Origin of the sequence: Pedobacter caeni, assembly GCF_900129215.1 — a bacterium.
Classification (GTDB): domain Bacteria; phylum Bacteroidota; class Bacteroidia; order Sphingobacteriales; family Sphingobacteriaceae; genus Pedobacter; species Pedobacter caeni.
In genome coordinates, this window is record NZ_FQUQ01000003.1 from 1,038,881 (window position 1) to 1,058,509 (window position 19,629).

The window sequence follows — 19,629 nt, forward strand, 5'->3', positions numbered from 1 at the left end:
GCAAATTTGATGAATGGTGAAATTAAATAAACATTTTGGTAAAGTAGACAGGTATATTGGTTATGTAAATATTTATTTAATATCAAATAATGCATTCATGGTAATTTCTTTTTGTATCAGGCCTGGGTAGGCTAAACTATTCTTTGCGCGGTAAGTAGTAATCATGGTCAGAAAATTTAATGATAATTTATGAGTTTTGGCGTGATATAGCTTTCTATATCGCGCCAAAACTCATTTATTTTAATCGGTGTTACTTCAGTGAATTGATTTATTTTTGTGCTAAAGTGTCGATAATTAAGGAGTTGTATTTTTAGGAACTACAAGATAATGTTGCACTTCCAGGCTGTTCATTGGCCCAGGCTGGCCTCAATCCAAAAAACTCATCATGCTGATCTGAGTATGGATCTTGCAAGGCAGCTTGTAATCTTTTGAAAAGTCCATCATCTCCCTTTTCCAGATCCTGTATAGCCTGGTAAAGCAGGAAATTCCTGAGGATAAACCTTGGATTATTTGTTCTCATCTGGGACTTTGCCAGGTCTCTTGAAGTGTTGTTCAACTCCATTCTTGCCTGATAATTTTTAATGTTCTTGCTCAGCAAGGTCAGTTCTGTCGCATTCAGCTGATCATATAAAGCGGGAGCGAAGTGAAGGGCAACAGACTGTTCATCCCTCAGGTCTTCCGGTAGTTCGATCAGTAACTGATAGAAAATGGTCATGTCTGGCTGCAATGTTGCCAATAGATCTTCAAACTGATCAATCAATTCAATATCATTTCCTTTTACCTCATCCAGTCCCATTTTGCCTGCTTTCATTGCATAATATTTTTCGTAGAAAACGGGGGCGAAACTTTCAAGGACTTTGATCAGTTCTGTAGTATCGTCGAACAGGGGAGCAATGGCATTAGCCAGACAACCCAGGTTCCAATAGGCAATGGAGTGTTGTTTACCAAAGGCATAACGAAGTCCGGGATGATCTGTTGTGTTCGGACTAAAGTTCGGATCATAGGCATCCAGAAATGAAAAAGGTCCGTAATCTATTGTTAATCCGAGGATCGACATGTTATCGGTATTCATCACTCCATGTACAAAACCTACACGCAGCCATTCTACAACCATCGTTGCCGTTTTCTCCAGGACTTCTTTAAACCAGGTTAAGGTTTGATCTTCTCCTTTGATATGAGGATGAAATTTTTCAATCGTCCAGTCAGCCAGTTGTCTTAAATGATCATATTCCTTTCTTGCCGCCAGCATTTCGAAGTTCCCAAAACGCAAAAAGCTGGGTGCAGCGCGCATTACTATTGCTCCTGGCTCATTTGCCGGCCTTCCGTCATAAAACATATCCCGCCTTACCGGCTCACCTGTAGCGACCAGACTCAATGCTCTTGTAGTGGGCACACCCAGATGGTACATGGCTTCACTCATTAAATATTCTCTGACCGAAGAGCGGAGTACTGCTCTTCCATCAGCCCTGCGGGAGTAAGGAGTCATTCCTGCCCCTTTTAATTGCAGTTCCCAGGATTTTTCCGGGCTAACCGGCCATTCTCCAAGGGTAATGGCCCTTCCATCACCCAATTGCCCTGCCCAGTTACCAAACTGATGGCCGGCATAACAGGCAGCATATGGCTTCATGGTTGGGTTTACAAAGTTGCCACCAAGTAATTCTATATCCTTCCCGTTCGGTTTATGGATGCCCAGTTCTATAGCAAGATCTTCTGTCCATGCCAGTAACTCAGGTTTTCTGACTGGATCAGGCATAATCTTACTGTACAATACTCCCGGAGTTTGTCTTGGCTGCGGATTCCCGCTTTGATCCCCCTCGAAGCTTTCTGTAAAGTTATTGACGAATGTACTGGAACTTAGGTTTTGCATAGGATAAACAGATTTTTCAACGAATAGACAAATATCGGGTTAATCCGGAAGACCTAAGCAGGGATTGTGCGTAAATAACAAGATATGACTTCAGGGAAATTATAAACAGGGCAAACTATCCAAACAATTTTTTCCAAAAACCTTTTTTCTCCTGTTCCTTTACTTCTTCATGGTTCATCACTACGCGTTCCGCATTGTTCGATATTTCGCCTGGTTGCAGGTTGTTTTGCTCTTCAATGGCTTTCATTTGCGCCATCGCTGCTGCTTTGAAAAGGTAAGCACCTTCCTGATCGCAATTAAACAGATTTGAATAACAGGCAGAATCATTGAGGTTTAAGGGATTGGGTTCTACCACCTCTGTAGCTTCCAGTAAACCTAGTCCTTGTTGTTTTGCATCTTCCAGTGCCTTCAGGAAAACCTTGATCCTGCCATCCGAAAAAAACGCGTCAAGGTCTGCTTTGACAGATGGATCATTTTCATAGTCGGCAAGCAGTTGAACTACTTGTCCTGCCGGGATGAATACGCCAGAACTGTAATTCTGAACAATTCTGTTGCTGATCACTGTACCAACGGAATCTGGGGCGATCGTTTTAAAATCTTTCGTATACTTTTCAAAGTGCGGTCTTTCTTCCAGTAGAAATGAGAAAGCGGATCCTCTGGTATAGTAATATTTACGAAGGAAACCTTGCACAACTGCAATGTAATAGCCATGAGAGCGCTCAAAGGAATCATCAGAATTTGTTCCTAAGCCAATGTTGATTACCTCTTGATATTTTTCTTTATAGAAATCGTCTACCTGGTACCGGTCTGTTATCCCGGAAATTAACTCCGGATCATTAAGTACGTCAAAATACCATTCTCTGATCTCTGTTTCGTTTATTGGATGATAGCTGATGTCGTATCCCATAGTGCTGATGTTTTAATGTTTTCTAAAGTACATAAAAAGCAATATTACCGCAATATTTAGGTTTACCTAACTTTTGTTGTTAGTTGTATCGGTATTTTATTTAGATTTGTCTAAATAAGGTAAGGGAGACTGATCTGTAACGCAGGTAAAAGCCATATGTTTCCTTTTAAGCGCCTGTATATGCAGGCGCTTATTTAAAAATATATAAATTATGGAAATTGCAATAAAAGTACTTCAGACAGAAATATCGAACAGAAAAGTATTGATCAGCAGGGAGAACCTGATGTTCAAGGATAGAAAAAAGGCAACAGAACTGCTCAAAGAAATCTCAAAATTAAAGCAGGCATTAAAAGTAGTCAAAGACCATCACCAAAGAAAAGGGGCTTATGATTTTGAATAAATTTTGTGTGAACCTGCTGATGGTTTTTTTACCTTTTATGGGGTTTGCCCAGCATGGGGAGGTGGCAATTTCTTTCGAAGCTTTGGCAGATAGCCTGGCTAAACATCCAAAGCCCATCATCGTTAATGTATACACAGATTGGTGCACTTATTGTTCAATGCAGGAGAATGGAATTAAAAAATCTGCCGAACTTTCAGCTACCTTAGGTAAGGAGATGTATTACCTGAAGCTGAACGCAGAAAACAGGGAAAACATCTCTTTTAATCACAAACAGTATCATTTTAAACCAAACGGACCATCTACAGGGATTCATGAGTTGGTGCTGGAGTTAGGAAAGGATAGTAAAGATATTGCTTATCCCATGTGGTTCATCCTGGATGCCAGGTATAAAGTACAATACAGTTTCTCCGGATACCTTAAGCCAAAGGATCTGAATACATTGTTACTGGCTTATCTGAAAGCAGAAAAGACCCAATTGTCTAATCGGGTCTCTGAGGGCATCAATTGATTTTTTTGTCGGTCCAGGGGTGTTTCAACTGCTATTCAAAATTGAAAAAACAACCCTTTTTAATCAATACCTACAAAGGAGTATTTTAAGCCCTTTTCATACATTTCGAAATTGTATTGATTACTTTTATGAGATGCTACGAAATTTGCTGATTTATGTTTTGCTGCTTTTTATGGCTCCGGCTGCAATGGCTCAATTGGAAATCACCAGTGATGGGCGTCAGATTGATTACCGGGGAGCAGAGATTCAGTATGCATTTAGTTCCAGCAATGATTTTAGCGATTCGGCCCTTTTTAAAATGAAGAAGGGGGACTGGAAAACCTTGCTGACCGGCAAAATACCCATCAGTAATTCTCCACATTGTGTATGGCTTAAGATTCCTGTCCGGAGTGTGTTAACGTATGGGGATTTTAATTTTATCGACATTAACAATCCCCACATCAATTTTCTAAGGTGCTGGATCATTAGAAAAGACAGTCTTATAAAGGCCTTTCCGCGCAGTGGTGATAATGTGCCTTTCTCCAACAGGCCTTTGCCTACGGCTTCTTTTATTTACCATATCAATGGCTCGGATTATCTGGACTGTGATTTTGTAATTGCTACTGATAAGCGTTATACCAAATTAGACCTACCGGTTAATTTCTATACGGAAACCTATTACCTGCGTAGCAGTCAGTCTAAAAACCTGCTTTTTGGTTTGTTTCTTGGAATCACCCTGTTCCTCTTCGTGTTTAACTTTTACCTGTTCATCAGCATCAGGCAAAACCTCTATTTGTGGTACAGCATTTATATTTTGATGATCGCTTTTTACCTGGGGACCAGCATGGGGCATATGTTTATGTATTTCTATCCGGATTATCCCTTTCTGAACGACATCATCAGGCCTGCTGTGTTTGCGCTTAGCTTTATCCCTCAGGTAAATTTTTTCAATAACCTGATGAACCTTCAGGAGAAAATGCCCCTGATGTATCGTTTCAACAAAAGATTGCTGGTGGTTTTTGCTGTTTTATTTGTGCTGGCAGTTGCCACTTCGGCTTCCGGCAATTATAAGATACAGGGTTATTGGGTATATGCGAACCGGATTATTTATCCTTTAGTGTTGATGGTGATTCTGGCAGAGAGCATTTATTGCTTTAAAAAGGGGATCCGCTATGCTGGATATTCTGTGATCTCCCTGCTGATTATTTTTGCTTCAACGTTGATTTATGTCCTTCAGCAAAATGAAATCCTGCCGAGGAATGGTTTCACCTCTTCTGCGGTTTATTGGGGTTTGTTCTTTGAGGGAATGGTGATGGCGTTCGCCTTGGCCTGGCGTTTTAAGTCCTATAAAGAAGATTCCGAAAGGCTGCTCAAAGAAACTCAGCTGCAACAGGAAAATATTTTTAATGAAACAGCTACCTACCAGCAAAAAGAAATGCAACGCATGTCGTCATTATTACACGATACGGTAGGTGCAAACCTGGGCTTTTTAAGATTGGAAACTGATAATATGCCACTCACAGAAGAGGGCCGCGCTAAAATAGCCGGAGCAATTACTAAACTTGGACAGGAAGTGCGAACGATGAGCCATGAGTTCTCTCCTCTGGTTTTGCAGGATAAAGGATTGTATTTATCCATTGCTGAAATGGTTAAACTCATCATCAACAATGGGAAGATTGATTTGCAGTTTGAATGGTTAGGGGTTAAGGACCGGATTTCTGTACAGTACGAGATCATTATTTACAGGATGGTTCAGGAAATATTACAAAACTTATTAAAACACTCTAAGGCAACAGCTGGGTTTTTACAGGTGATGGTGGAACAGGACCTGGTTTCCATTTATGCGGAAGACAATGGCGTTGGTTTGGATCCGAACAAAATAAGTGACGGCGTAGGCTTGAAAAGTTTAGAAGACCTGGTCAAACTGTTGAAGGGGAGTTTTAGCATCGATAGCAGCGAAGATAAAGGTTTCAGCATCTCCATAGAATTTAATCAGCATCAACATGAAAACATATAATATTGGTATCACAGACGATCATGTGCTGTTTGCAGAAGGCCTCAGCAACATTATCTCTGGTAATCCTGATTTGCAGCTGGCCTTTGTGGCAGCTTCCGTTCCGGAAATGTTTAGTTTATTGAGGCATCATCCTATAGATTTTCTGTTGCTGGATATTAACCTGCCTCCTTACAATGGACTGGAGTTACTGACGAGAATAAAAGAAGAATACAAGACGCTTAAAATTATGATCCTTTCTATGTATCAACCTTCAGATATTGGTTTGAACCTGGCCAATTTCAAAGGAGATGCTTATGTCTTGAAAATATCAGGGAAAAATATTCTGGAAGAGGCGATTGAGGGAATGAAAAAAGGCGTACTATATCTTGATCCGAATATCATTACCCTCCATACTTTTGAAGATTCTTTCACGCAACAATTGAGATTAACCAAACGGGAAAAAGAAATCATCTCCCTTATTGCAATCGGTAAGACAAGTAAAGAGATTGCCGAAGCGCTCTTTGTGGCTGAACTAACCATTAAGACACACCGGAAAAATATAGGCAAAAAACTGGGTACAAAGAATGTGGCCAACCTGATCTCCAAAATGAATGGCAATGCTATTGATCCTCAAACTGGTATCTGATGAGAAGGAAAAAATTACTAAGAGTAAAAGAGGAGAAATTCTGGTCGGATTTCTGTGACTTCAATCTTCCTAGAGGCGTCAATGAAATTCCAACTTTTTTTAAGCGTGTTAGTTTTAGGCATTATAATGTAGACGACGAAGGACTGTTAAGAATGGTTGGATATGTGAGGTCTATTGTGCAGCTGGACCTTGATGGTACTGACATCACCAATGAAGGAATTGGCTATTTGACCCAATTGGAGAGCCTGAAAGAGCTGAGGCTTAAAGAATGCAGTGCCATCGACAATGGCTGTATTGATTTTCTGTGTAAAATACAAAGCTTAGAGCTACTTCACTTAGGTGGAACAGAAATCAGCCTCAATGGATTAGAGAAAATAGGCTGTTTACGAAATTTAAAACTACTCCTGGTTTCGGCTTCGGAAGGAGAGGAAGAGGAGTTATCAAAAATTGAAGCGGCTTTGCCACCTGAGTGTGAGTTTTTAGTGAATCATAAATTGTACGAAAGAAAAAGACCCGACGATTTCATCGGGTCCTGCTAAGGGGATTAATTCAATTCTTTGGAATTTATTTTTTATGAAACTCTTCCCAGTTGATTTCGCTTGCCGGCCTTTCCAGCTGCGTAAATACGGTCCCTGCATCCGATGAAACAGGGATTTCGCTAAGCCTGTTGTACCTTCTCAGGTCCACCCATCGGTGTCCGGCGGGTTCAAACCATAAAGAATACCTTCTCTGGAACAGAATTTCCGTGATTAAAGCATCCAGATTCGAAGCACCGGTATAAACTGGCAGATTTGCAGCAGTTCTGATGCGGTTAATGGCTTTTATGGCATCAGGGAAATGTCCCAATTGCGCGGAAGCTTCTGCATAGATCAAAATTAACTCTTCATTCCTGATGTATGGTATTGCGGTAGTATTGCTGGTCCATCGCTGATCCTGGTAAAGACTGGACAATGGAACTGTACCAACAGTGCTGATGATCGGGTTGCTGCGGACAAATATTTTGTTCGTTACCCTGCGATCACCAGGCAAAGCATCTGCAACAAATGAAGGGTGCACCACAGGAAGTGTGCTGAGATTTCCATTCAATACATAGTAAAGCGGATTAAAGGGTTCTGGAGGTCCCCCATAAGGATGTGCAGGCCCTGTGTTCAACTCTCCTTCCAGCTGGTAGAAAGAAAGGTTTAAGGCATCCAATGCGGATTGCCAGTCCTTTTGATAAATTGCAACCCTGGCCGCTAAAGCACGGTTTACTTTTGCCAGACCCTGAGGAGTATTAAACCCATTGTAACCGGAACTGAGCTTGAAGCTTAAAGTGCTTCCTGATTTATTCAGGTCCTGGTAGCCTTCGTCGAGCAAGGCCCGGATGGCTTTCAGGGCTTCTTCATAGCTGACAAAGGGGCCAGGGTTTGATTCATCAGAAACTGAAATCCTGATTCCGTTTTTATATTGGGTATTTGCAGGAATCAGGTATTGATAACCCTGAATGGTTTTTGCAAATCCAAGATAGGCCGTCTTCTGATTTTCCGGTATTGCCGAGGTATGCTGAACTGCCGTAATTAAAATATTGGCTTGTTTGATAGCCTGATATGGACTACTGTAAAGCCCTTCAACGCCATAGAAGTTGGCATCTGGTTTTCTTCCACCTTGTCCAAGCCAAAAGTGGATGTTTCGGGAATCGCTGTTATTGAAGTACCAGATGTCCCTGCCAAATGTACCTAAGGCGTTGGTGGTAGCAGAGAGGTAATCTTCGCTTCTGGATTCCAGCCCGGTTACCAGTGTTTGCAGTTGTCCACTGCTGGCATTTTCTGTCACGACCGCAATGGACGGGTTATTGGGATCGGGAATTTCATTCAGCTTGCAGGAAGTTAGGGTAATCAGGCCTGTGAAGAACAGGTAGGTGGATATGTTTTTCATTATAAATCTATTCTAAGGTTAAAAAGAAACCGTTTTGACGGTGGAAAATTGAATAAGTCGGATCCGGTATTTGTGGCACCCGTTCCGAAACTGGATACTTCGGGATCATATCCTTTATACTTGCTGATGGTGAGCAGGTTGGTGGCAGATACGCCAAAGCGGATCTGATCCACTGCATTTCTGAAAAATCGCTGAGTGAATTTTTTGGAGAGGGTATAGTTGAAGGCTACTTCTCTCAGCTTGAGGTAACTCGCATCCTGTACATATACTCCTGCACCTTTCCCCTCACGGTCTCTTCCATTGGGAATGCCGTTGTTGTTATAGTCTTCATTCCAATCTTTGGTGGTTCCCCCATTGTCTGTATTGTATAGGGTGATGTTCATGATTTTTCCACCTTTTCTCCAATCCAGCAATGAGGAGAAACTAAATCCATCAAGGAAGCTGATGCTATTGTACCAGGAGGATTGGAAATCGGCTTGTGAATCCCCATAAACAGTGTATTGTCCGGGAGCCAGTTGTGGTGTACCGACAATAGCAGTAGGAGAGAAACCTTCCTTAAAGAGGTAGGTGCCATAAGAAGGACCATATATGCCTGCAGTATAAGCTGGAACTTTTAGCCTGGTCAGTTTGCTGGTGTTTTTCCAGAACAGGATCCTGCTGGTCCAGCTGAGATCTTTACTGGAAAAAGGGACTCCTGTTAAGGAAAGCTCAACTCCTTTATTGATCAGGTCTGCTGCATTTACCTTTTTTAGGGTAATTCCTGAAGCGCCTGCAAGTTTTAGATCCTGAATCAGGTCTGTTACTTTTTTATTGTAATAAGTAGCTTCCAGCACAATTCTGTTCTTTAAAAAACCGATATCAGCACCTAATTCCAGTTCTCCCGCACGTTCGGGTTTGATGTCCCTGTTTCCGGCAGTAGATGAAATCACTGAGCCTACCAATCCACCGGTAACAACCGGGCGGAGGGAGGTATAAGTATCCCCAAAAGAGGCCAGACCACCTGTCTGACCATAAGCCACTCTTAGCTTTAACTGACTGATGACTGGTACCTTCCAAAAATCAAATTTAGTCAGGTTAATTGCTGTGGATGCCTTTGGAAATGCGTAAAATTTGTCTGCATCTCCGTTCAGGGTTGATTTATCAAAACGGACTCCAAATGTGCTGATCACCTTGTCTTCAAAATTGATTTCTTCCTGGAACACCATCCCGAAATCCTTTACCTTTTGATCGTACTGACTCAATATGGATTGAACGGCTGCCTGTTTAAGGTTTTCTTGTCTGTTCACCAATCCTTGTCCGCGGTTTAAAAGCTGGTTGGATTGTGTTTGAAGGAAAACACCCCCAAACTGAGTTGTAAAATGGAATTTATTAAGCTGCTGTCCATAGATGAGGAAGGCCTGAAGGTTTACATTGGTATTCTGCTCAGAACCAATAACAAGATCTCCCGGGTTTTCTAAGCTCTTTTGCGACTGGATATCGTCTGGTAAATATTGCTTGCTTCTGCTGTTCAGGTAATCTACACCTCCCTGTATGGCCAGTTTAATATTGGCTTTTTCATTCTGAAGGAAGTGCAGATTTAAATTTGCTGCTTGTATAAAACGGTTGATTTTGGAGTTATTGATGCCACGGTCTCTTAACTCCAGAGGATTCTGATCGGCACTATAAGGATTGTCCGGATAAATTCCATTTACAGGTCTTGGGTTATAGTAATTAGGGGTGTATCCGCCAATGTATCCGATGGAAGTTCCCGAGACATTCTGATTTCCGGTAAAGCCCCGGTCGCTATTGGTATTGAGGTAATTGGAATTGATGGAGAAATTGATCCAGTCATTGATCTTTTGATCGAGGTTCAGCCTGATGGATTTTCTTTGAAATCCGGTATGTTTGATGATTCCGCCTTCGTCAGATAAATTTCCTGATACATAGAATTTCGTTTTTTCAGTTCCACCGGATACGCTTAAATTGCTGCTCCAGATGGCTGGTATTTCTCCATAAATGAGTTGCTCAAAGTCTGTAATCCCATTGCTGGAAAGGGCATCCTGATATCTTTTTAATTCCAGATCCTGTGTTTCTTTAGGGAAGAAAAGCCTGATTTTTTCTTCATTCCATGTGGCAGCTCCTACCTTTTTCTGGAGCTTTGAAAATCCTGCATCCTGAGAGAAGCTTATCCTTGTTTTTCCTGCTTTTCCTCTTTTGGTCGTAATGATAATTACCCCTGCATTTGCTCTTGTTCCATAAATTGCAGAGGCAGAAGAACCTTTAAGCACCTCGATATTTTCGATATCGTTGGCATTTAGATCGGCAAGTCGGTTTGAAGCGTCATCCTCCCCCTGGGTTCCTGCAGCAGACAGTGTAGATCTGCCTGTTCTAAGAACATTGTTGTTCAGGTAAACTCCATCTATAATGTACAAAGGTTGTGAAGCACCCTGCAGGGAACTGATCCCCCTTAGCTGTACAGAAATACCTCCTCCTGGTGCACCACTGTTTGCCCGTATATTGGCCCCAGGAACTTTTCCGTAAAGCGCTTTATCTACAGTTTGTGGTGGAGTGGTTCCGGTAAGTTCCTTACTGGAAATGCTCGTGACGGCATTTGCCAGATTGGAACGCTTAATGCCGGAGGCCAATCCGGTCACGACCACTTCTTCTAAAGCAGCAATGTCATCACTAAGAGATATGATTAAAACGTTTTCATTTTTAATGGTCACCAATTGTGAGAGGAAGCCTATGGAATTGAAGACAAGGACGGTTGATAAAGGAACGTTTACACTGAAATTTCCCTGTGTATCCGTGGTGCTGAGTCCGGCACCATTTTTTATGGAAATGGAAACGCCCGGAAGGGGAAGTTTATCGGAAGCCGAGCGTACCTGGCCTGTGATTTTTAGAGATTGCGCGAATCCGGTCTGTGCCAAAGAAAGGCCAAAGCAAATCAGCAACAATGTTTTGTAGAAATTTGATTTCATAAAGATCTGATAGAAACTTAATTGATGAATTAATTTTTGGGCAATAGAATCCCATGGGACGATATCCCTGTTTTTTAAGAAATGGAAAATGAGGGGCGGGTATTACCGGCCGGCTGAATTAGTCACAACAATAAAGACACTCTCTTCTAAGAGTAGCCATTATGGATGGATTTTCGTTGATAAAAAGGAAAGATCGGCTCGTAATCATGTGATTTCGGAAGTACAAATATTAATGATGCTGCAAAGATATATTAATTCTACTGTTTTAGTAGTCTTTTTGTGTTTTATCTGGTTTTTGTGGTCATTTGTCTGGTAAACCCACAGTAAATCAAATGGTTATTTTTTAGGATCTTAAAGATGGAACCATTGTTTAATTACGCCGGATTTTTATTTAAGCTAATGTTTAGTATTTGTGTTTAATTCGAGGTTTAACCTGGCCATCTATTTCCTCCTTAAGGAAGCGAGATTGAGAATTATATGTTCTTTAAATATTAAATGAGTGTGATATTTTTGTTGTTTGTTCGTTTTTATTATAAAAACGAGTACATTTAAATAAAACTTTTGTTTAGTATTTGTAATCATTTCTTGCGTTGAGAAGGCTATACCTGCTAATTACAAAATGAACACCACCAAATGAAAAGAAGAGATTTACTTAAAAAGTTAGGCCTTGCAACAGGAACCATTGCATTGACCGGCATTGCTCCCAGCCCTTCCCTTGCTGCAATGCCTGAAAAGAAAAGAGTTTTAAAAATCGCACACATTACCGATGTACACATCAGACCGGAATATAATGCCCCGCAGCGGTTTAAAAAATGTTTGGAAAGAATCAAAAATGATAAAGTTGATCTGATTCTGAATGGTGGAGATTCCATCTATGCCGCAGATTACGAAAACATAAAAAAAGAAAGGGTGCTGGAACAATGGGCTTGCTGGAAAGATGCAGTTAAGGTGGTTGATCATATCAAAATGCACCATGTTCTGGGGAACCATGATATGTGGTGGCAGGGAAAGGGAGACGAAATGTATGGAAAACCCGGAGTGTTGAAAATGCTGGATATGCCACACAACTACTACAGTTTTGCCCGCAACGGCTGGCACTTTATTATGCTGGACAGCAACCATCCTACCAGTCCGGGAATGCTGGATGAAACGCAATGGCAGTGGTTCGTTGAGGAGGTAGAAAAGAATAGTCAGGGTAAGCCGATTTTGATCATGTCCCATTATCCACTATTGAGCTGCACAGGAATTACAGACAGTAAACCGGATGCAACAGGACCTTTTAAGATCAGTGGCAGCTACAATCACCTCGATATTATGAAGTTTATCGAGGTATTCAATAAAAATAAAAACGTTAAGGTATGTTTAAGCGGGCATATTCACCTGTTGGATAAGGTCTGGTATAATGACGTCACTTATTTATGTAATGGCGCAACCAGTGGTTTTTGGTGGGAGCCAGGGGATGATGGCAAAAGTGCTTACAAACAGACCGTACCCGGATATACATTGCTTAACCTCTACAATGATGGAAGTTTTGATCATGAATACATTAAATACGAAGCTTAAAAACCAATCATAAACACAAATGAACAGAAAAGAATTCCTGACAAAGACAGGACTGGCGGGAGGAACATTCCTGTTGGCCCGCTATCCTGAGCTGCAACCGGCAGACAAAAAAGTTCGTTTTGGTGTAATCGCAGATTTACACCACGATATTATGCACGATGGTATTGAGCGCCTGTCTGCATTCATTGATGACATGAACCAGAAAACACCTGATTTCATTATCCAGATGGGCGATTTTTGCATGCCTAAAAAAACGAACAGCCCTTTAATGGACGTATGGAATAAGTTTAAAGGACCTAAATACCATGTGATCGGGAATCATGATACGGATGGAGGTTTTAAGCCTGATGAGGTGGTTGATTTCTGGAAAGCAGAAGGGAAATATTATTCTTTTGACCGCAATGGTTTTCATTTTGTAGTCCTCAATGGGAATGAACATAATGAAAGTAAATCCCGTCCTGTGGGTTATGCAAGGTTCATTTCTACGGTACAGCTGGATTGGTTGAGAAAGGACCTGGAAGGGACATCATTGCCTGTAGTTGTCTGCTGTCATCAGGGACTTGATAACGATGCAGGTGGACTGGAAAATGGCACTTTGCTGCGGTACACCCTGGAACAGGCCAACCATAAAGCGGGATGGAAAAAGGTCATTATGGTGCTGAGTGGCCACCATCATCAGGATTACTATAACAAGATTAATGATATTCATTATGTACAAATCAATAGCGCTTCCTATCAATGGCTAGGGGATGATTTTAAAGAAATCCGGTATTCTGACGCAGTAGATAAAGCAAGGCCAAATATTAAATACACGGTGCCGTATCAGGATCCGCTCTGGGCGATGATTGAAATTGACCATAAAGGCAGAATTACCATTCAGGGTAAAAAAACAGTTTTTGTAGGATCTTCTCCGGAGAAACTTGGGGTCAATATGGATGATTATATTTATCCGATCGTTCCGTATATTTCCAGCAGGAATCTGAGTAAGTAAATGCAGATTTTTATATTTGCTGATCAGAGGTAGTTGTCTGTTACTGGACAAGGGTTCGAACCCCTCCGGCTCCAATAGAATGGAAAATCAGGGGGGATTATAGATTGTTATGAATCCATATCAATTTGCGCTATATTTAGGGAAATGGGTTTTAATGAAAGTCGAATTTCAGAAATTGAGTTATCAGGTATTGAAGCATGCTTTAAAGGAAGCAGCTTCAATCGGTAAAATTGAAATTTTGGAGGAGGTGATGATACCAGAGGCCAATGTTTTTCTTTGCAGGAATAATGGCAAAAGATTTAATGTCTATTTTGATCTGGCTTATGGGCCCGAAATAAAAGCTGTTGACCCGATAGACAAAGACGGATTGATGGAGATGGAGACCTTGATCTGTAAATTCACAGGTTAAGAAGTTAATGATGAGGTTTAGAGGCTTGCTGGTGGCCGTTTCCAGGATTAGCCTGTTCCTGAACAACTTTTAATACATAGTCTGTGGTATGAAGCCTGCCTTCGGCCTGAAACTGTATCCAGCCTCTGTAAATACCTGGTTTAGGGAAAGAAGCATGTAATTTATATCTTCCGTTTTCTACCTCAGGATGGACGTGGATATATTCTTTATCATCCACACTAATTAAGACCACATGTGCTTTTGCACCTAAATAATTATCTAATGTGGAGGGATCAATTTCTTTCCCATCCTTTTTTAAAATGCCATCTATCATCATATGACCGTTTGTAAACTGACCCTGATCAGCAACAAGGGAAATAGAATACGCCCCTGAATTTCCGGTTAGTTCTTCTTTACTGTATACTACTGGGGAGGGGGCATTGTCCTGGACATTTACTTCCAGTTTATTGACCACCTGTTCAATACCATAAGGTTTGTAATCTGCAAAAAGATAAAATTTACCAGGGGATGGAAATTGTGTTTTAACCTCATAACCTGTTTCTGTTTCAACCGGATGAATATGGTTAAAGTACGAAAGGTCATCGCTCAGGATGATCAAATGAATTTTCTGTTCGTGTGAGATCTCCAATACTGAGGGCTTTTGAAGGGTTAAGGTTAACCTGGTTTCCTGCTCCGGAACAATATTTTGTGGCACTGATGTGAGTTCCATGATGTATTCTCTGTTTTCCATATCATTATAATTTATAAAATGATTATTTTTCAAAAAGAGGAAGCTCCCGTATAGAGCAGCTTCCTTCCTGATTTGTATTGTTAATTGATACTGTCGGCTGTAAAACCGGCTTCATTAATCGCAAAAATGATGGAGCGTTCATCTACTTCGTCAGAAATCACTGTTAATGTTTTTTCCGGGGTATTGATGTCCACTTCCCAGTTGTCTTCTCCTGCTATTTCGTTGAGATTCGGAGAAACTCTTGCCAGGCATCCGGCACATTTGATGTTGGTTTTAAATTTTAATGTTTTCATTGATGCTAATATTTGTGTTAATGAATCTTGTTGAACTAATTTTTTAATCTGATATCCCAGACGTGTTACAGCGTTGATTATTTTGTCGACAGAGGTAACCAACGGCTCATAGGAGATCACCATAATACCAGGTAGTACTACCATCAGGTATGCTCCCGGAGTATTTAATACTGAAAGAGTTACTGTTGAAATGCAATAACCATCTTTCAGGTTGCTGATGTCCAAACCAAGTAGTTTCATTTTCGGGACAGTTTATTGATCTACTTTATATCCCATCTTTTCAATCTCCTGAATAATGGTTTCCGGTTTAACTTTCTCCGGGTTATAACTGACAGTTGCTTGTCCCAATGCTATATTTTCAATAGCTACACCATCTTGTTTAACTATTATATCTTTTACTACTCCAACACAATGGGCACTTCCCATTCCGCTGATCTTTAAATTAAGTGTTTCCATAATCATTAGTTTTATAGTTCAAAGTTATTTATAGCCAGGGCTTTGGTTATTATACAATTGCGGCATTCTTTTACATAATTTCAGTCGAACTCAATGGTGATGTCCTCACTTAAAGGATAACTCTGACAGAGCAAAATCATGCCCTGTGCGACCTCACTTTCCGTTAGCGCATAATTTTTAAGCATGCTTACTTTTCCCGATGTCAGCAGTGCTACACAAGAACCACAGGTTCCTGACTTACAGGAATGTCCAAAAGAAATGCCTTCTTTCAATGCCGCACTCAACAGAGATGTTGCCGGAGGTATTTCGATGAGATGAGTTTGCTCATAAAAATGAACCAGGACTTCATGTGTAACCTGAGGGAGGTTTAACTGTTCCACAGGTTCATCATCCTCCTTAAACCGTTCCATAAAAATCGCTGTTTCCGGAACCTGTAAAGACTTCAGGGCATCCTGATATATTTTCATCAGCCCGGAAGGCCCACATATAAAGTATTGGGTTTCTGATTGTTTTCCGGCAGTGGCTTGTTTCAGTAGCTTTTTGACAAGCAATTTGCTCAGCCTGTCTTCAATTAAAGTACCGGTGAACACCGGTGTTGGTTCTTCTTGTCGGGATAGTGCATGAAAGACGGTCAACCGGTCCTTATATTCCAGTGCTAATGTTTCGATCGCTGCGGTGAAAATGACATCAGACCAGTTGCGGTTTGCATAAATTAAGGTCAGCTGAACATCAGTTGATTTACTCAACAGGGACTTCGCAATAGAAAGCAATGGGGTTATTCCGCTTCCTCCTGATAATAAAACAACGTGGCCGCTTTGATAACTGCTTTCGGAGGGAACGAAGGCGCCATATGGGCCTTCTATTTCCAATTCAGAGATTTGCTCTGCGTAGTCTACCAGGTAATTGCTCATCAATCCTTCTGTTACCCGTTTTACAGTGATGGCAGGATAAGGGTCCAGATCAGGTGAAGAAGACAAAGAATAGGAGCGGGTTATCTTTTCTCCATTCAGTACCATACTGACATTGATAAACTGCCCTGGCAAGTAGCTGAATCCTGATTCGGCGATGTCAAATGCCAGGGTAACGGCATCCTTTGTCTCCCTGACTACCTTAAGACTTGGGCAGATCATTTTATATTTTTGCATTGTTCCGTTACTTAAACGTTTTGATGGAAAAAACAGCGATTAACGTGGCAAGGCCACTTACTACAGCCGCAGATTTGAAGGCGGTTCGAAAACCTTCATTCAGTGCCAGCAGTCCGTTTGTACCATCGGCTTGCACCATGTCATTTTTTGCGGCTACGATAGCAACTATGATGGCAAGCCCCAGTGCTGAACCAATCTGATAACTGGTATTCACCAGGCCTGAAGCCAGTCCGGTTTCTTCCGGTTTGGCTCCTGACATGGAGGCAATCGTTCCAGGAATATAGGCCAGTGACATGCCTATTGCGCCTAAGAGGGATGCAGGCAAAACATGAATCATAAAAGATCCATCTACCGGAACATTACTGAAAAGAACCAGGGCAGCCGTAAGCGCTATAAACCCTGCGATCATATTTGCTTTAAAGCCAAATCTGGCAACCAGCTTTCCGGTAACACCCACCATCAGGACCATAATGGTAAAGGTCATCGGCAGTAAGGCAAGTCCGCTATTGAAGGCAGAATAATTCAATACCTGCTGTAAATAGAGGTTGAGAAAAAACCACAGTGGAATCCATGCGCCTGCCATCAAGCCCATCACCAGATTCCCGGCCGAAAGGTTAGGTGCCTTGAAAATGGATAAAGGTAAAAGCGGCTCTTTCTTATTTTTTTGCATCATGAGGAAGACCATAAACAGCACTACTGCTAAGCCCGGCAGCCCAAGGGTTTGAAGCGAATCCCAGCCTGCACTTTCAGCTGATACAATGGCATATACCATCAGAATAAGTGCCGTAGTGGCCAGGATCGCACCAATCATATCTACTTTTCCTTTTCGCGTTGCTCCTTTAAGCAATAAGCCCGGACTCAAAACCAGAACAATCAGGCCTAAAGGGATATTGATCAGGAAAACCCATTGCCAGGAAAGCCATTGGGTAATGGCACCACCGAAGAACACACCGGCAGAACCACCTGCTGCAGCGGCAGCGCCCCAGAAACCCAGGGCTTTATTTAGCTCTTTAGGATCGGTAAACTTGGTTAAAACCAGCGTTAAGGCTGCTGGTGCTATTAAAGCCGAACCCAGACCTTGCAGTGCTCTGCCGGTGTTTAACATGGCTTCTGACGAGGCCATACCTGCTAAAAGGGAGGCGCCGGTTAAAATGGCAAAACCCCACATGAAAACCTTGCGTGAGCCAAAGAGGTCGGACAGACGGCCACCTAAAAGCAGGAAACCGCCAAAAACAATTACGTAGGCATTAAATATCCATTGAAGGCCTGTTTGTGAATAACCCAGATCGGTTTTGATCGCAGGCAATGCAACACCTATGATGGATGTATCCATGATCACTATGAACTGAGCCATACAGAGTAAAGAAAGGGCTGCCCATCGCTTAGCGTAGGGCACTGCTTTTTCTATTGGTAGTGTGGTATCTTTAGACATAAATTTTTATTTTTTCTTTAGGGTTATCGGAATGTGTTTTGGTGTATTTATTGCAGTTTTAACAAGCCTAATGATCGCTGTAATTCAACATGCAATACCTTAATGTGGTATGCTGCCTGTAAATAATTGATCTTACCCTGCGTTAGTGCCAGTTCGGCATCTGTTAATTCGAGCCTGGAACTTAAGCCGTTCTTGTAACGGTCGTTCATCATGATATAACTGAGTTCTGCCGCTTCTACTGTTGTTTTTTGAACATTGAGCTGAGTATTGGCTTCCTTCCACCTACTGATGATGGCCGCTAATTCAGCATTCATTTCCTCCTGCAGGTCATCTAATCTGATTTTTTCCTGTCGTACTTTAATCCTGGATTGATTGATCTGGGAGCTGGTCCGGTTTCCGTTAAAAATCGGAACCGTAAGCTGAAGTCCCAGAAATGAGGTGCGTGGCCAGGTATAATTGCCCAGACTCAGGTGGTCTGCCTGTGCCTGCAATTGATATTGACCTACAATTGAAGCCTGGGGGAGGCGCTCTGCTTTACTGACAGACAATTGCTTTTCTCCCTGTTCTATGGAAAGTCTTTGCAGTTTCAGATCATGGCGGTTCAGTTCAGCAGTTTTTAAAGCCTGATCCAGCGTATAAAATTCGGCTTGATCGGCTTTAACATTGAGGCTGTCGGTCGGCTTTATTTCTGCCATCTCATTCAAGCCAATGAGTCTTTTCAACTGAATGCCGCTCACTTCGATGTTGTTTCTTAAATAGGAGATGGAAGACTTCAGGTTCTCTACCGCAATGTAACTCCTTAAGGTATCTACCTTCAGACTTCGTCCCTGTGCAAACAAGGCCCTGGTATCTTCCAGTGCTCTGGTATTCCGGGATAAGCTTTGTTGCTGTAAACTGAGCTGGTTATTCATCAGCAGCAGGTTAAAATAACTGGCTGAGATCTGAAATGCCAGCTGGCTTTGCAGGTTAGTGGTTTTTTCTTTCTGGATTTTCTCGTTGATCACAGCAGCCTGTTTTTGGCGGCGTGCATTTTCCAGAAACAATGGCTGATTTAATGATAAAAAACCATTGAACACATTTTTTCCTCCAACTGCAATATCCTGTACCGCTTTATCAGTGCCGGCAAATGAACCCGGAAGAAAGATCACCTGACGGTCAAAGTAACGGGAATAGGCCGCGTTTGCTGAAACGTTTGGTAACAGACGGCTCTGTGCCTCCCGGGTCATCTCTTTGTAGCGGATTTCTTCCAGCGTTTGTACCTGAAGCTCCTTGTTGCCATTTGCTGCCATTGCCAATGCTTCCGCCAGGCTTAAATCTCTTTTCTGGGCCTGCAAAACTTTGCCGGAAAACAGCAGCAGCAAAGCAAGTAGTATATTTAAAAATTTCTTTTTCATCTATTTGTTTATTGTGGTTATTCGTCAGATGGAGTCTTT

18 protein-coding genes are annotated in these 19,629 nt (G+C 41.8%); 8 read left to right on the plus strand and 10 right to left on the minus strand.

Going from position 1 to position 19,629, the window contains the following annotated elements:
* Nucleotides 1-310: 310 nt before the first annotated feature.
* The gene (locus BUC20_RS19040; protein WP_073232609.1) at nt 311-1,867 is read right to left on the minus strand and encodes a protein adenylyltransferase SelO; all 1,557 of its coding nucleotides are present in this window, start codon (nt 1,865-1,867) and stop codon (nt 311-313) included.
* 115 nt (nt 1,868-1,982) lie between these two features.
* Nucleotides 1,983-2,774: a hypothetical protein gene (locus BUC20_RS19045; protein WP_073232610.1), complete on the minus strand. Its 792-nt coding sequence runs from the start codon at nt 2,772-2,774 to the stop codon at nt 1,983-1,985.
* 211 nt (nt 2,775-2,985) lie between these two features.
* Here BUC20_RS19045 and BUC20_RS19050 point away from each other — a divergent pair, with 211 nt between their 5' ends.
* The 5 genes from BUC20_RS19050 (at nt 2,986) to BUC20_RS19070 (ending at nt 6,842) form a co-directional block, all read left to right on the plus strand.
* The gene (locus BUC20_RS19050; protein ID WP_073232611.1) at nt 2,986-3,174 is read left to right on the plus strand and encodes a hypothetical protein; all 189 of its coding nucleotides are present in this window, start codon (nt 2,986-2,988) and stop codon (nt 3,172-3,174) included.
* Nucleotides 3,161-3,682: a thioredoxin family protein gene (locus BUC20_RS19055; protein WP_073232612.1), complete on the plus strand. Its 522-nt coding sequence runs from the start codon at nt 3,161-3,163 to the stop codon at nt 3,680-3,682. The genes BUC20_RS19050 and BUC20_RS19055 overlap by 14 nt, the downstream gene beginning before the upstream one ends.
* Nucleotides 3,683-3,815: 133 nt before the next feature.
* A complete protein-coding gene (locus tag BUC20_RS19060; protein ID WP_084529042.1) occupies nt 3,816-5,678 on the plus strand; it encodes a 7TM diverse intracellular signaling domain-containing protein in 1,863 nt (620 codons plus the stop codon).
* Complete coding sequence (locus BUC20_RS34400) at nt 5,665-6,303, plus strand: LuxR C-terminal-related transcriptional regulator (RefSeq protein WP_073232614.1); 639 nt, start codon at nt 5,665-5,667, stop codon at nt 6,301-6,303. The genes BUC20_RS19060 and BUC20_RS34400 overlap by 14 nt, the downstream gene beginning before the upstream one ends.
* Complete coding sequence (locus BUC20_RS19070; RefSeq protein WP_073232615.1) at nt 6,303-6,842, plus strand: hypothetical protein; 540 nt, start codon at nt 6,303-6,305, stop codon at nt 6,840-6,842. The genes BUC20_RS34400 and BUC20_RS19070 overlap by 1 nt, the downstream gene beginning before the upstream one ends.
* A gap of 25 nt (nt 6,843-6,867) precedes the next feature.
* Here the strand turns inward: BUC20_RS19070 and BUC20_RS19075 are convergent, their stop codons facing one another.
* Both BUC20_RS19075 and BUC20_RS19080 read right to left on the minus strand, forming a co-directional pair.
* Complete coding sequence (locus tag BUC20_RS19075) at nt 6,868-8,217, minus strand: RagB/SusD family nutrient uptake outer membrane protein (RefSeq protein WP_073232616.1); 1,350 nt, start codon at nt 8,215-8,217, stop codon at nt 6,868-6,870.
* On the minus strand, nt 8,217-11,177 hold the full coding sequence (locus BUC20_RS19080; protein WP_073232617.1) for a SusC/RagA family TonB-linked outer membrane protein: 2,961 nt from the start codon (nt 11,175-11,177) through the stop codon (nt 8,217-8,219). The genes BUC20_RS19075 and BUC20_RS19080 overlap by 1 nt, the downstream gene beginning before the upstream one ends.
* A gap of 633 nt (nt 11,178-11,810) precedes the next feature.
* Between BUC20_RS19080 and BUC20_RS19085 the strand changes: the two genes are divergently transcribed.
* The 3 genes from BUC20_RS19085 to BUC20_RS19095 all read left to right on the plus strand — a co-directional run bounded on the left by BUC20_RS19085 (nt 11,811) and on the right by BUC20_RS19095 (nt 14,140).
* Nucleotides 11,811-12,740 carry a metallophosphoesterase family protein gene (locus BUC20_RS19085; protein ID WP_073232618.1) on the plus strand — a complete coding sequence of 310 codons (930 nt, stop codon included), beginning with the start codon at nt 11,811-11,813 and terminating at the stop codon, nt 12,738-12,740.
* A gap of 19 nt (nt 12,741-12,759) precedes the next feature.
* Nucleotides 12,760-13,731: a metallophosphoesterase family protein gene (locus tag BUC20_RS19090; protein ID WP_073232619.1), complete on the plus strand. Its 972-nt coding sequence runs from the start codon at nt 12,760-12,762 to the stop codon at nt 13,729-13,731.
* Nucleotides 13,732-13,885: 154 nt separating this feature from the next.
* Complete coding sequence (locus tag BUC20_RS19095; protein WP_073232620.1) at nt 13,886-14,140, plus strand: hypothetical protein; 255 nt, start codon at nt 13,886-13,888, stop codon at nt 14,138-14,140.
* A 4-nt stretch (nt 14,141-14,144) separates the two neighbouring features.
* Here BUC20_RS19095 and BUC20_RS19100 read toward each other — a convergent pair whose 3' ends face one another.
* The 6 genes from BUC20_RS19100 to BUC20_RS19125 form a co-directional block, all read right to left on the minus strand.
* Nucleotides 14,145-14,870 (minus strand): hypothetical protein, encoded by a 726-nt coding sequence (locus BUC20_RS19100; protein WP_073232621.1) that lies wholly within the window; start codon nt 14,868-14,870, stop codon nt 14,145-14,147.
* An 80-nt stretch (nt 14,871-14,950) separates the two neighbouring features.
* Nucleotides 14,951-15,403, minus strand: coding sequence for a heavy-metal-associated domain-containing protein (locus BUC20_RS34215; protein ID WP_234994553.1), 453 nt, complete (start codon nt 15,401-15,403; stop codon nt 14,951-14,953).
* Nucleotides 15,404-15,415: 12 nt separating this feature from the next.
* Nucleotides 15,416-15,619 carry a heavy-metal-associated domain-containing protein gene (locus BUC20_RS19110; protein WP_159441130.1) on the minus strand — a complete coding sequence of 68 codons (204 nt, stop codon included), beginning with the start codon at nt 15,617-15,619 and terminating at the stop codon, nt 15,416-15,418.
* A gap of 80 nt (nt 15,620-15,699) precedes the next feature.
* On the minus strand, nt 15,700-16,764 hold the full coding sequence (locus BUC20_RS19115; protein WP_073232623.1) for a ferredoxin--NADP reductase: 1,065 nt from the start codon (nt 16,762-16,764) through the stop codon (nt 15,700-15,702).
* A gap of 7 nt (nt 16,765-16,771) precedes the next feature.
* Nucleotides 16,772-18,196 carry an MFS transporter gene (locus tag BUC20_RS19120; RefSeq protein ID WP_073232624.1) on the minus strand — a complete coding sequence of 475 codons (1,425 nt, stop codon included), beginning with the start codon at nt 18,194-18,196 and terminating at the stop codon, nt 16,772-16,774.
* A 47-nt stretch (nt 18,197-18,243) separates the two neighbouring features.
* Nucleotides 18,244-19,590, minus strand: a complete 1,347-nt coding sequence (locus tag BUC20_RS19125) for a TolC family protein (protein ID WP_073232625.1) — start codon at nt 19,588-19,590, stop codon at nt 18,244-18,246.
* Nucleotides 19,591-19,629: the final 39 nt, after the last annotated feature.